The organism is Pseudochrobactrum sp. AO18b (assembly GCF_000409565.1).
Lineage (GTDB): Bacteria > Pseudomonadota > Alphaproteobacteria > Rhizobiales > Rhizobiaceae > Pseudochrobactrum > Pseudochrobactrum saccharolyticum.
On sequence record NZ_ANNO01000168.1, the window covers coordinates 1 to 13,770 of the forward strand.

13 protein-coding genes are annotated in these 13,770 nt (G+C 51.8%); 3 read left to right on the forward strand and 10 right to left on the reverse strand.

Annotation, left to right across the window (positions count from 1 at the left end):
• Positions 1 to 135: 135 nt before the first annotated feature.
• Positions 136 to 909: a hypothetical protein gene (locus A918_RS0107015; protein ID WP_022710372.1), complete on the forward strand. Its 774-nt coding sequence runs from the start codon at positions 136 to 138 to the stop codon at positions 907 to 909.
• On the opposite strand, the gene gltX is transcribed toward A918_RS0107015, so the two are convergent.
• The 8 genes from gltX to rpiA form a co-directional block, all read right to left on the reverse strand.
• On the reverse strand, positions 872 to 2,245 hold the full coding sequence (gene gltX / locus A918_RS0107020; protein WP_022710373.1) for a glutamate--tRNA ligase: 1,374 nt from the start codon (positions 2,243 to 2,245) through the stop codon (positions 872 to 874). The genes A918_RS0107015 and gltX overlap by 38 nt on opposite strands.
• Positions 2,246 to 2,268: 23 nt before the next feature.
• The gene (locus A918_RS0107025; protein ID WP_022710374.1) at positions 2,269 to 3,951 is read right to left on the reverse strand and encodes an NAD+ synthase; all 1,683 of its coding nucleotides are present in this window, start codon (positions 3,949 to 3,951) and stop codon (positions 2,269 to 2,271) included.
• A gap of 113 nt (positions 3,952 to 4,064) precedes the next feature.
• A complete protein-coding gene (locus A918_RS0107030; RefSeq protein WP_022710375.1) occupies positions 4,065 to 4,433 on the reverse strand; it encodes a pentapeptide repeat-containing protein in 369 nt (122 codons plus the stop codon).
• 91 nt (positions 4,434 to 4,524) lie between these two features.
• Positions 4,525 to 4,890: a diacylglycerol kinase gene (locus A918_RS0107035; RefSeq protein WP_028233502.1), complete on the reverse strand. Its 366-nt coding sequence runs from the start codon at positions 4,888 to 4,890 to the stop codon at positions 4,525 to 4,527.
• Between the two features lie 80 nt (positions 4,891 to 4,970).
• Positions 4,971 to 6,350 (reverse strand): class II 3-deoxy-7-phosphoheptulonate synthase, encoded by a 1,380-nt coding sequence (locus tag A918_RS0107040; RefSeq protein ID WP_022710377.1) that lies wholly within the window; start codon positions 6,348 to 6,350, stop codon positions 4,971 to 4,973.
• A 260-nt stretch (positions 6,351 to 6,610) separates the two neighbouring features.
• Positions 6,611 to 8,005, reverse strand: coding sequence for a glutathione-disulfide reductase (gene gor, locus A918_RS0107045; protein WP_022710378.1), 1,395 nt, complete (start codon positions 8,003 to 8,005; stop codon positions 6,611 to 6,613).
• A gap of 255 nt (positions 8,006 to 8,260) precedes the next feature.
• Complete coding sequence (locus A918_RS0107050; RefSeq protein WP_022710379.1) at positions 8,261 to 8,788, reverse strand: DUF2059 domain-containing protein; 528 nt, start codon at positions 8,786 to 8,788, stop codon at positions 8,261 to 8,263.
• A 94-nt stretch (positions 8,789 to 8,882) separates the two neighbouring features.
• Positions 8,883 to 9,581, reverse strand: coding sequence for a ribose-5-phosphate isomerase RpiA (gene rpiA / locus A918_RS0107055; protein ID WP_022710380.1), 699 nt, complete (start codon positions 9,579 to 9,581; stop codon positions 8,883 to 8,885).
• Between the two features lie 273 nt (positions 9,582 to 9,854).
• On the opposite strand from rpiA, the gene A918_RS0107060 reads away from it, so the two are divergent.
• A complete protein-coding gene (locus A918_RS0107060) occupies positions 9,855 to 10,571 on the forward strand; it encodes an HAD family hydrolase (RefSeq protein ID WP_022710381.1) in 717 nt (238 codons plus the stop codon).
• Between the two features lie 23 nt (positions 10,572 to 10,594).
• The gene (locus tag A918_RS0107065; protein WP_022710382.1) at positions 10,595 to 11,410 is read left to right on the forward strand and encodes a class I SAM-dependent methyltransferase; all 816 of its coding nucleotides are present in this window, start codon (positions 10,595 to 10,597) and stop codon (positions 11,408 to 11,410) included.
• Between the two features lie 34 nt (positions 11,411 to 11,444).
• Here A918_RS0107065 and tgt read toward each other — a convergent pair whose 3' ends face one another.
• Together tgt and queA are read right to left on the reverse strand one after the other, a co-directional pair.
• Positions 11,445 to 12,578, reverse strand: a complete 1,134-nt coding sequence (gene tgt / locus A918_RS0107070) for a tRNA guanosine(34) transglycosylase Tgt (protein ID WP_022710383.1) — start codon at positions 12,576 to 12,578, stop codon at positions 11,445 to 11,447.
• Between the two features lie 11 nt (positions 12,579 to 12,589).
• Positions 12,590 to 13,663, reverse strand: a complete 1,074-nt coding sequence (gene queA / locus A918_RS0107075) for a tRNA preQ1(34) S-adenosylmethionine ribosyltransferase-isomerase QueA (protein WP_022710384.1) — start codon at positions 13,661 to 13,663, stop codon at positions 12,590 to 12,592.
• Positions 13,664 to 13,770 lie beyond the last annotated feature (107 nt).

The window sequence follows — 13,770 nt, forward strand, 5'->3', positions numbered from 1 at the left end:
AAAATCTGATCCGAAAACACAAAAACATGATTGATATTTCAAAATATTATTGAAAATCAATAATTTACACGTCATTTACCACCAATATTCATACTCTTCTCATTAGCAGTTCAGATTATTTGAGCGGAGTATTTCATGTCTTCATCGATTCATTTCAGAATAGCAGCTTTCCAATTTTCAGCATTTAAAGCCGTGCTGGTTGCAGCCACACTTATATTTGCAAGCGCCCCAGCAATTTCACAGAACCTGCCTGATGGTCGTATATGCCGTGTCTATGAGCAGGACTTGCGTAATATTGATTATCATACCAGCCTGAATGCGCGGCAGGCCAAACGCTACCAACAGCTGAGCCAGATGCAGCGACAGGCCAATAGCGATGCCAGACGCTATTCCTGCAATCCGGGACCATTCAGCAATGGTTCTGCATCAGAAGAATGCCGCTATATACGCGCCTCCCAACATCGTATCGAAAGCGCCTTGCAGCAGATTTCCCGTGCAGCGGCAACACCACAGCAGAGACATCTGCGGCAGGCAATCTATACAGATATGCGCCGCTATAATTGCCGCAGCCCGCAAGAGGTTGAACGGCTGATGAAAGAAAATCGCGCTGTCACCACAACACGCAAGCGCATTAAACAGACTTATAAAAAGCCGAAAACTGTCAGGCAGGCCGCATTGCAGCAGCCAGCCGTTTTCGTACCTGCGGAAAACATAACCGGCACCACGGATCTGATACCGGTTAAGGCAACCGCCAGTGTCGGCAAATCACCCTTCTCCATTCCGGCAGCACCCGCGATGAAACATACAAAAGCGGCGGAGAAATCCCCGCCGCTTATTCAGGAAGCCGTTGATTATGTGCCTGATCCGGCGATCAGGCGCGTCGGGCCAGCGTATTTTCCCGCCCAATAAGCGGCAAGAGATCAGCCAGCTCAGGGCCGGAAGCAACACCGGTCAGCGCCAAACGCAAAGGCATAAACAATGTTTTGCCTTTGCGACCAGTTGCAGCCTTCACAGCCTCTGTCCAGACTTTCCAGACATCACTGCCCCAAGGCGCTTCCGGCAGCAGATCGAAAGCCTGCGCGATGAAATCCTTGTCTTCATCGGCCACTGCATCACTGAAAGGCTCGGTGCAATTGACCACTTCCCACCACTGCGCAGCATCCTGCACATGGTCAATATTACCACGCACAGTTGCCCAGAAGGCTTCAGCTTTGTCGCCGGAAATACCCAAGGCTGCCAGACGCGGTGCAACATCGGCAAATTCCAGATGATGGATCAAAGCGCGGTTGAGACCGGTCAGATCAGCCGGATCGAATTTGGCATTGGATTTTGATGCATGGGACGGCTCATAGCGTGCCGCCAGCTCTTCCATAGTTGCAATCGGCTCAACATTATCCGATGTACCGGTCAGCACCGCTAGTGATGCAACTGCCATAGGCTCCACACCGGCTTCGCGCAAACTACCAACAGACAAAGCTCCGGAGCGCTTGGACAGGCCTTCACCGCTTGTTGTAGTCAGCAAATTATGATGACCGAAGACCGGCACCACATCGCTCAGCGCGCGGAAAATTGCAATCTGTGCGCCGGTATTGGTCACATGGTCGTCGCCACGGATAATATGGGTAATGCCCATATCAATATCATCCACCACCGATGGCAGAGTATAGAGATAGGTGCCGTCTTCACGCACCAGTACCGGATCGGACATGGAAGCAAGATCAACAGTCTGCGGGCCGCGCACCAGATCATCCCAATGCACTTCCGTGCGTTCGGTTTCAAACGGCGTTGTTTTGAAATTCGGCAGCAGGAAGCGCCAATGCGGCTTGCGGCCTTCAGCTTCAAAAGCGGCCTTCTGCTCATCCGTAAGTTTCAGCGCATCGCGGCCATAGACCGGCGGCAAACGGCGGGTCAGGCGCAATTTACGGCGCAGTTCCAGCTCTTCTGCTGTTTCATAACAGGCATAGAGCAAACCGGCTGCTTTCAGCTTTTCAACAGCGGCATCATAAACGGCAAAACGCTTGGACTGATATTCGACGCGGGATGGTTTAATACCCAGCCAATCAATATCACGGGCAATCGCTTCCGCATATTTTGATCGAGAGCGCTCCACATCCGTATCGTCGTAACGCAGGATGAATTGCCCCTTATTCTTCAGCGCAAATAACCAGTTATAAAGCGCCGGACGGGCATTGCCGATATGGATATAGCCGGTCGGTGACGGTGCAAAACGAACGATTACAGTCATAATTTTCTTCTTTTGATCTTGGATTAGTGCCGGTCGCGGAAGCGGTTGGTTATTGGATAACGGCGGTCGCGGCCAAAATTCTTGGTGGTAATCTTCACACCCGGCGCCGATTGCCGGCGCTTATATTCGGCGATGTAAAGCAGATGCTCCACACGCTCGACCACAGCGCGATCATAGCCCTCGGCGACAATCTCATCCACACTGCGCTCATGTTCAACCAGCGCCTCCAAGACCGCATCCAGCACCGGATATGGCGGCAGGGAGTCCTGATCGGTCTGATTGTCGCGCAGTTCCGCACTCGGTGCCTTGTCGATGATATTCTGCGGTACGACCACGCCTTCAGGTCCCATAGCACCTTCCGGCAGATGATGATTGCGCCAGTCGGCCAGCGCATAGACCTGCATCTTGTAGAGGTCTTTGATCGGATTGAAGCCACCATTCATATCGCCGTAAAGCGTGGCATAGCCGACAGCCATTTCCGACTTATTGCCGGTGGTCACAACCATCGAGCCGAATTTGTTGGAGATCGCCATCAGAATAACGCCACGGGCGCGGCTCTGCAGATTTTCTTCTGTGACGCCGCTCTCAGTACCGGCAAACAGTGGTTGCAGCACATTGAGAAAGCCTTCAACAGGTTCTGCAATCGGCACAATATCATAACGGCAGCCAAGTGCTTCAGCGCAGTCTTTAGCGTCTTTGAGCGACATTTCGGATGTATAGCGATAAGGCAGCATCACTGTATGCACGCGGTCTTTGCCCAGAGCATCAACAGCCAGCGCCGCACAGATTGCAGAATCCAAGCCGCCGGACAGGCCAAGCACGACGCTTTTGAAACCGTTTTTGTTCACATAGTCACGCAGGCCATGCATACAGGCAAGATAGTCCGCCTCCTCACCTTCCGGCACCCAATTGCGGTCGCCGTCAGCACAAGACCAGCCATCCGCACCGCGTGTCCAGTCACTCATGGAGACCAGTTCTTCAAACTGCGGCAGTTGCACGGCCAGATGATGATTGGCATTGATAACAAATGAACCGCCATCGAACAGCAACTCATCCTGCCCGCCGGTCTGGTTGGCATAGACCAATGGCAGACCGGTTTCGACAACCTGACGTACAGCTATCTGATGACGCACTTCCATTTTGGAGCGGTGATAAGGCGAACCATTCGGCACCAGCAGAATTTCCGCGCCGCTCTCTGCCAGCGTTTCACACACGCCGAGTTCGCCCCAGATATCTTCGCAAACCGGAATACCTAAGCGCACACCACGGAAATTCACCGGCCCCGGCATAGCGCCTGCCTGAAAATTGCGTTGTTCGTCAAATTCACCATAATTCGGCAGGTCAACTTTGAAACGCTCGGCAATGACCTTACCGCCATCCAGCACCATCACCGCATTATGCAGACCGGTATCGCGCTGCAAAGGCGTGCCGATAATCACACCCGGTCCGCCGTCCGCAGTTTCCAGCGCAAAGGCCTGCACTGTCTTTTCACAGGCTTTGACAAAAGCAGGCTTGGAAACCAGATCTTCCGGCGGATAGCCGCAGATGAACAATTCAGTAAACAGGATCAGATCAGCATTGGCATCAGTCGCAGTTTTGCGGGCTGCGCGCGCCTTGACAAGATTGCCCTGAAGATCGCCCATAACCGGATTCAGCTGGGCGATTGCGATACGTAATTTATCGGGAGATGTGGTCTGTGTGCTCATAGCACAAGCATTACCGCGACTGCCTTTTTCTTGCAATGAGAAACGGGTGCAGATCAGTGAATACAGGCACGGTTATTCAATTTACAATATCATAAATAAGGCAATGAAAGCGCTCAGGCTTTTGCCTGTTCATAGGCTTTAAACAGATCTGTTACGAGAACCCCGTTTATCCGCATTCCCGTCAAATCAGCATTCTTAATATCTGCATTTGCCAATGTAACACCAACAACAATCAAATGAGAGAGATTGGCATCCGTAATGGAAGTTCCGGACAAATTGACATTGTTAAAACGCGCACCGGCAAGATTAACATCATCAAAAACCGCATCGCTTAAATTCGTATCTGTAAATTTTGCATTCGTCAGAACAGCATGAAAATGGGCATTTGCAAGGTTCACACCGTGAAAATCAGCACCGGACATATCAGCCCGCTCATAGCGAACGTCCTGCATCTGAGGTCCGTTAAATACATCTTCACTCATAGCCGTCTCCTCCTGCCCGCTCCATAGCCATATCATAGTTTCACTTATTCAGACGGCTATTAAAACTCTGATATGTCAAACATATCATTATTTAAGCAGAAAAAATCAGCGGTCGTACAAGCGGCCAGAGATGATAAATCCAGATGGTTGCACACATGATCGACGCGATCAGCACGGCAAGTGAGCCTGCATCTTTGGCAATCTGAATATCTTTCTTGAAATCACGGCTGATAGCGTTGCAGGTAGCTTCAACGGACGTATTGATGACTTCCACCAGCAACAGAAATAATACCGCGCCGACCAGCAACAGATAAGCTGCCATATCCGCAGCCACAAACCATGCCACAGGCAGAGAGACAAGCAGCAGAAGCAGTTCCTGCTGCACCGGCTTTTCATGGCGTGCCAGATGGTTCAGCGACCGCATAGAATTGATAAATGCTTTAAAAATGCGTTCCATATTGCCCCGCAATAAACCGGAAATCATAAAAATACGGGCGGGAAATCAAGCCCCGCCCGTATAGTGTTAGCTATTTAAAATCAGGCATTTGCCGCGATTTTCTGAGGTTGTGAATCACGGTCTTTCTTCAGAAGTTCCGCCACGAGGAATGCCAGCTCCAGAGCCTGATCCGCATTGAGGCGCGGGTCGCAATGGGTGTGGTAACGGTCAGACAGGTCTTCTGCAGAAATGGCGCGTGCACCACCGGTGCATTCAGTCACATTCTTACCGGTCATTTCGATATGAATACCACCGGCATGAGTGCTTTCGGCCTGATGCACTGCAAAGAAGCTCTGAACTTCTTTCAGAATACGGTCAAACGGACGGGTCTTATAACCCGCAGCAGTAATCGTATTGCCATGCATCGGATCGCAGGACCAGACAACCTTACGGCCTTCCTTCTCGACCGCACGGATCAGACGCGGCAGATGATCTTCCACTTTGTCATAGCCGAAACGGGCAATCAGGGTCAGACGACCGGCTTCATTTTCCGGATTCAAACGGTCGATGAGGCGCAGCAGATCATCAGCTTCCAGTGACGGGCCGCATTTCATACCGATCGGGTTCTTGATACCACGGCAATATTCAATATGCGCATGATCCAGCTGGCGGGTACGGTCGCCGATCCACATCATGTGGCCGGATGTGCCATACCAGTCACCCGAGGTCGAATCCACACGGGTCAGCGCTTCTTCATAGCCAAGCAGCAGAGCTTCGTGGCTGGTGTAGAAATCGGTTTCACGCAGCGCATGATTGCTGTCTGCGGTAATGCCGATAGAGCGCATGAAATTGATGGTCTCGGAAATGCGGTTGGCAACGGCAACATAGCGCTCGTTCTGCGGGCTGTCCGAAACAAAGCCGAGCGTCCATTTATGCACGTTTTCCAGATTGGCATAGCCACCCTGTGCGAAAGCACGCAACAGGTTGAGCGTTGCCGCAGACTGGCGGTAAACCATTTCCTGACGGTTCGGATCCGGAATGCGCGATGCTTCATTGAACTCGATACCGTTGATGACATCACCACGGTAAGAAGGCAGTTCCACACCATTCACGGTTTCCATGTCGCTTGAGCGCGGCTTGGCAAACTGACCGGCAATACGGCCAATTTTAACAACAGGCTGTGATCCGCCGAAAGTCAGCACAACAGCCATCTGCAAAAACACGCGGAAAAAGTCGCGGATATTGTCCGCGCCATGTTCCGCAAAGCTTTCTGCACAATCGCCACCCTGTAAAAGGAAGGCGCGACCTTCAGCCACTTCGGCCAGTTGCCTGGTAAGCTTGCGCGCTTCCCCTGCAAAAACCAAAGGCGGATATGTACGCAGACGAGCCTCGACATCGGCCAAAGCCTGCGCGTCCGGATAAGAAGGCACTTGCTTAATCGGCATGCCTCTCCAGGATTGCGGTGTCCAGTTCTTCGTCATTATAGCACCTGTAATATATTCTGATTTTATTTAGAGTTATCCCCTGCTGCACCGCACCATTGCAGTAACAGCCTTGCGTATATAGTCCACCGGAAGACAATGTACCAGCCGCAATTAAGCCGACAGGCTCCAGCCTTGTCATTTTTGCCAAGATTTAAGTCACATCTTGTAATTTTATGACGAAATCCATCAAAACTCACAAAAAAACCGGCGATTACCACCGCCGGTCTGTCACTCTGTCTCATGAGCGATACAAATAATCAGCCCTGACGCTGCCCTTTGATCAGCCTGTAGCTTGGTGTGTACATGGTCACGAACTCTTCCGCAGCGGAAGGGTGCAGCGCCATTGTGCGGTCAAAATCATCTTTTGTCGCTGCCGCTTTCAAGGCAATACCAAGCAGCTGCGCCATTTCACCGGCATCCGGCCCGAGCACATGGGCACCCAGCACTTTACGCGTATCCCCATCGACAACCAGCTTGGTCAGCATTTTCTCATAGCGTCCGGCCAGCGTATTGCGCATCGGGCGGAAATGCGCGCGATAAATTTCAACATTGGCATATTGCTTCGCCGCCTCTTCCTCCGACATGCCAACTGTGCCGATTTCCGGTTGCGAAAAGACAGCGGTCGGGATCAGCTCATGGTCAGGGCGCATCGGATTGCCCTTAAATGCCGTTTCAAGGAAGCACATAGCCTCATGAATGGCGACAGGCGTCAGCTGAACACGATTGGTCACATCACCGACAGCCCAGATATTCTCCACATTGGTATGGGAATATTCGTCAACAATGATCGAACCGTCTTCCGCTTGTTTCACACCGGCATTTTCAAGGCCAAGTCCTTTTGTATTCGGTACGCGGCCGATTGCCTGCAGCACCTGATCGGCGGCCAGCACTTCACCATTGCTCAGTGTAACACTCAGACGGTGCTCACCTTCGGCTTCTGCAACTGAGGTAATATTGGCTTCCGTGACAATACGGATGCCTTTTTCAATCATCGCCTCAGTAACCAGCCGGAACAGATCGCCGTCAAAACGGTGCAAAATCTGCTTACCGCGATAGACCAGTGTAGTCTCAACACCCAGACCGTTGAAAATACCGGCAAATTCAACGGCAATATAACCGCCGCCCTGAATAGTAATCGACTTTGGCAGCTTAGCCAGATCAAAAACCTGATCGGAATTGATGCAAAGCTCATGCCCCGGCATGGCATCATCCATAAACGGATGACCACCGGTCGCGATCAGAATGGTTTCCGCAGTAACAGTTTTGCCGCTACCGACCAGTTCAATCGTATGGGCATCTTTCAGCACGGCACGATAAGGCAGAATCTCCGTCTTCGCATTATTCAGCCCCTTGGTATAAAGGCCTTCAAGACGGGTAATTTCAGCTTCTTTATTGGCAACCAGCTTTGACCAGTCAAAACTGGTTTCGCCGACAGTCCAGCCATAACCTGCAGCATCACTGAAATGTTCCGGAAACTGTGATGCATAGACATAAAGCTTTTTCGGTACGCAGCCGCGGATCACACAAGTGCCACCCATACGAAACTCTTCTGCCAGCCCGACGCGTTTTCCCATAGCTCCGGCAAGACGCCCTGCCCGAACACCGCCGGAACCGCCGCCGATCACAAACAGGTCATAGTCATAACTGGTCATTTTAGTCTCCGAATTTTTTACGCGTTATCCGAATATGTTACCGGCACAATGGCTTAACAAGAGGAACCGTTACAGAACGTTACAACAGTCAAATTTGAGATTGAATCGTTGAAACCGATGTAACTCATTGTTTTTACGTATTATCCCACACAGTTTTGCTGGAAATGCCGTAAAGTCACAAGCTCAACGTGCCAAATAATATGCAATAAAAAAGCCCGGCACTCGGACCGGGCTTTTTCTGTCATTGAGACTGAATTATTCAGCAGCAGCCGGAGCTGCACTGCCGGCAGCTTTCGCCAGCACTTCACCAACCTGCATAGCCAGATCACGGGCAACGCCGTTCTGCCAGACTTCAGCAGCCTTCAGCACTTCACGGGTTACAATCGGGCCTTCGGAAATCAGCTTCTTACCGGCTTCGGATGTATAGAAGCCGCTGATTGCTTTCAGTTCATCTTCACTGAAAGAATTTGCATAGGCACGGGCAGCTTCGGTTTCCAGATCGGAGCGGCGGGCAGCCAGTGCCAGAGCCTTATCATCAACTGTTTTGGTGATGATTGCTTCGAGATTCGGGTCTTTCTGGATCAGCTCAGATTTCAGAGCCTGTGCTGCACGTGGCAGAATGCCGTCAAACTGTTCGGTAGCGCCGATTGCAGCAATTGCAGCACGCGCGGCTGCCAGATGAGACTGCGAAGCCTCCTGAGCCTGCGCGAGATTGACACCAGCCAGTACTGTAAGCGCCGCCAGCGGCGCAATAAGACGGCGATAGCCAGTTGCCTTGGTCATATGGTCAATACTCCGTTTTTTATTCACTTTACACCGTTCTGTACGGCGTGAAATCTGTTTGTTCCGGCAATAGCCGACAGATATGTATTTAAAATTACGACAATGTACGGATGCCTGATGTGCCTGCAATAATCGCAGCACGCGCAAGCCCGATAAACAAACCATGCTCTACAACACCCGGAATGGCGAAGAGTGCGTCTGATAATGCTTTTGTATCCGGAATACGGCCAAAAGATGCATCAAGAATATAATGTCCGCCGTCCGTTACGAAAATTTCGCCGTCTTTCATGCGAAGATTCAACGGCGCTTCCAGTCCGAGACCGGCGATAGCCTTTTCAATTGCCAGCTTTGTTGCGGCCAGACCAAAACGATTCACTTCAACCGGCAGCGGGAAGCGGCCGAGTGTGTCCACAACTTTTGATTCGTCAGCAATAACGATCATAGCATCAGATGCGGCAGCGACAATTTTCTCGCGCAATAAAGCACCGCCGCCGCCCTTAATCAGCGACAGATCGCCATCCACTTCATCTGCACCGTCGATAGTGAGATCAAGATGCGGAGTTTCTTCCAGCGTGGTCAGCGGAACGCCCAGTTCAGCGCACAAAGCAGCGGTGCGCTCAGAAGTCGGCACGCCGATGATTTCGAAGCCTTCAGCCACTTTAACGGCCAGCAAACGCACGAACTCTTCAGCTGTGGAACCGGTACCGATACCGAGCTTCATACCGCTTTTCACATGGGTTAAAGCCTCAGCGGCGGCGGCAATTTTCAACTGACGCGGATCAACTGAACTCATAAATCTGCTTCCCGTATTTCCATTTGCAGCTTTGGCTGCGAAACGCTTTATGCCTTAACAGGCCACGCGCGGTAGTCGCGCAAAACACCGTTAATGCTGCTTATTTCCGCACTGCTGTAGCACGAGCATCACGCGCGGCAAATATATTATTGTTCCCATTTCATCTATTTAGCGAAAAAGACTATCAATAAGCCGCATTTCAGGTAGGTTTTGCCAATGCCGCACACCTCTTGTGCCGTGTTCTGTAAAATAGCGATAAGCCAAAGGGCAGATATGTCTCACTCCTCCGCAACCACCACAGCGCAACCCGTTATCGTCTTTGATCTCGACGGCACATTGGTAGATACAGCTCCGGATTTGCTCGACAGCCTCAATCACTGTCTGATTGCCGATGGTCTGACACCTGCCGATCCGGTCTCTCTGCGTAAATTTGTCGGATCCGGCGCGAAAGTGATGATTGAGCGTGCTTATCAGGCACAGCACCGTCAGCTGACGGATGAGGATATGAAGCAGCTGTTTGCCTTGTTTATGGAGCATTATAACGGCAATATGCCTGGCAAGTCAGCCTTTTACCCCGGCGTACTAAACAGTCTCGACCGGCTGAGTGCCGCAGGTTATGTCCTTGCTGTCTGTACCAACAAGTTTGAAATCAGTGCCAAGGCATTGCTGGAGCGCATGGGTGAAGCGCATCGCTTTGCCGCGATCTGCGGACAGGATACCTTCCCGTACCGCAAGCCTGATCCGCGCCATCTGACGGATACAATTGCACAAGCCAAAGGTGACCGTTATCAAGCGGTTATGGTTGGCGACAGCCGCGCCGACATTGACGCTGCCAAAGCTGCCGGCATTCCGGTGATTGCTGTTGATTTCGGCTATACCGATCTGCATGTCTCGCATTTTGAGCCAAGCCGCATCATCTCGCATTTTGACGAGATGACACTGGATATGATCAGCGACTTGCTGGAGGCTGCAAAAGAAGCTGCTGAATAATTTTATACGACCTGTGGAGCGCTATGACCGGTAAGCAGAATATTCAAGCTACTCAATCCTTTGGCAAAACCATTGATTTTGGCAAAACTGCCTCTGATTACCGGAATTTTCGTGCCGGTTTTCCGCCGGAGTTTTTCGATGCTTTAAGCGCGAAAAACTATATCAGCCCTGAGCAAACAGCGCTTGATATTGGCACGGGAACGGGAACCGGCACCGTCGCCCGCGGTCTTGCACAAAAAGGGCTGATTGTTACCGGTATTGATCCGACGCAGGCCTTGCTTGATGAAGCTGCAGAACTGGACAGAGACACAGGAGTTAACATCCATTACCGGACAGGCTCAGCCGAGAGCCTTACCGAAGCGAATGATAGTTTTGATCTTTTGACAGCCGGACAATGCTGGCACTGGTTTGATCGTCCGAAAGCGGCTCAAGAAGCAAAACGGGTTCTGAAACCTCACGGCCGTATCATTATCGTTCATTTCGACTGGTTGCCCTTTGCAGGGAATGTTGTTGAAGCAACAGAACAGCTTATTCTGAAATACAATCCGAAATGGACAATGGGCGGTGGCAGCGGAATTTATCCGCAATGGTTACAGGATCTGGCAGAAGCCGGTTTCACAACGATTGAAACTTTCTCATTTGATCTGCCGGTTTATTACAGCCATGAAGCATGGCGCGGGCGTATTCGTGCGAGCGCCGGAGTAAAGGCCAGCCTGTCAGCTGAAGAAACGGTTCGTTTTGACAGTGAGCTCTCTCAAGTTTTACTGAAAGGCTTTCCTGAAGACCCTCTGGCAATTCCCCATCGGGTCTGGGCTGTCACAGCTCTCAACACAAAATAAAAAAGCGGGATTTCTCCCGCTTTTTTATTGCCTGTTACAAAGGCGAAATATCGCCTTTGGCCCATTCTGCTGTCGTCTCTTCAAAGAAGTCATTGAAGCGGCCTGCTTCAATCGCATCGCGGATGCCCTGCATCAGATACTGATAATAATGCAGATTATTCCATGTCAGCAGCATACCGCCCAGCGCTTCATTGGATTTCACCAAATGATGCAGATAAGCGCGGCTATACTGGCTTGATGCCGGACAGGTAGACATCTCATCCAGCGGGCGATGATCTTCCGCATGACGCGCATTACGCAGGTTCACCTTACCACGACGGGTAAAGGCCAGACCATGACGGCCTGCACGGGTCGGCATAACGCAGTCGAACATATCAATGCCGCGCGCAACCGATTTCAGCATATCGTCCGGCGTACCAACGCCCATCAGATAGCGTGGTTTTTCATGCGGCAAGATCGGACAGGTCACATCCAGCATATCCAGCATCACCTGCTGCGGCTCACCAACAGCCAGACCACCAACGGCATAGCCTTTGAGATCCATATCCTTCAGCGCCTGCGCGGATTGCTCGCGCAGTTGCACATTGTCACCGCCCTGAACGATACCAAACATCGCTTTGCCCGGCTGATCGCCGAAGGCCACATTACAACGTTCTGCCCAGCGCAATGACAGTTCCATTGCCTTCTGCATCACATTGAAGGATGCAGGCAGTGCCGTACATTCATCGAGCTGCATCTGGATATCGCTATCAAGCAGTCCCTGAATTTCAATGGAACGCTCCGGCGACATTTCATAAGCGCGGCCGTCAATATGCGAGCGGAAAGTTACGCCCTGCTCTGTCAGCTTGCGCAGCTGCGCCAGTGACATCACCTGAAAACCGCCAGAATCGGTGAGGATCGGCCCCTGCCAGCCGCCAAACTCATGCAAGCCACCAAGACGTGCCACGCGCTCGGCACCCGGGCGCAGCATCAGGTGATAGGTATTGCCGAGGATAATATCCGCACCAAGGTCTTTGACCTGATCCATATACATGGCTTTGACGGTGCCTGCGGTGCCAACCGGCATAAAGGCCGGTGTGCGGATAGTGCCGCGCGGCATAGTAATTTCACCGCGACGCGCTTTGCCGTCTGTTGCCAGCACTTTAAATTCAAAATTTTCACTAGTCATATCAGAGTCCGTTAAGTGCGACGCGACAGAAGGCTGGCATCGCCATAGGAGTAAAACCGGTATTCGTTGCTAATGGCATGGGCATAGGCCGCCTGCATTGTCTCGAAACCGCTGAAAGCCGAGACCAGCATGAACAATGTCGAGCGCGGCAGATGGAAATTGGTCATCAGCATATCAATCGCACGGAACTTATAGCCGGGTGTGATGAAGATATCGGTCGCGCCCGACCAAGGACGAATAATACCGTCCTCATCGGTTGCACTCTCAATCAGGCGCAGCGACGTCGTGCCGACAGAGATAATCCGTCCGCCCCGCTCATGCACATGATTGAGTGCTGCTGCGGTTTCCTCAGAGACATAGCCGATTTCCGCATGCATTTTGTGGTCGGCAGTATCATCAGCCTTAACCGGCAGGAAGGTGCCTGCACCTACATGCAGCGTCACAAAATGCTCTTCCACGCCTTTGGCGCGAATGCGCTCCAGCAGTTCCGGAGTGAAATGCAGACCGGCAGTCGGTGCTGCAACAGCGCCCTCTTCACGCGCATAGACAGTCTGATAATCCTGTCTGTCCTGCGCATCTTCAGCCCGTTTGGACGCGATATAAGGCGGCAGCGGAATATGCCCGACCGAAGCAATAGCCTCATCCAGAACAGCGCCGGAGACATCAAACACCAGCAGCACCTCGCCGCTATCGTGTTTTTCTGCAACCAGAGCATCCAGTGTGCCTAAGAAACAGCTGGAACCCGAATGGCCAAAACGGATACGCTCACCTTCCTTCACGCGCTTTGCAGGGCGCAAAAATGCTTTCCAGCGGTCAGCGCCGGTGCGCATATGCAAGGTCGCACTCACGGTTGCGACTGTGCCGTCACGCTCACGCGTACCCTCAAGCTGCGCCGGAATAACTTTGGTATCATTGAAAACCAGCGCATCACCTTCGCGCAGCAAATCCGGCAGATCGCCAACATGCAGATCCTGCAAAGGCTGATCAGGGATAACGCGCAACAGTTTTGCATGATCGCGCGGGGTAACCGGACGTAGCGCAATACGCTCTTCCGGCAGATCAAAATCAAACAGATCGACGCGCATCACTGGCCTCAATTTCGGGAAGTTCAAATTTTTCTAAAATTCGCATTGCCTTGCCATACAGAACAGCGGGCAAAAAATAAAGGGCGCGTTACGGCTTGAACCATAAC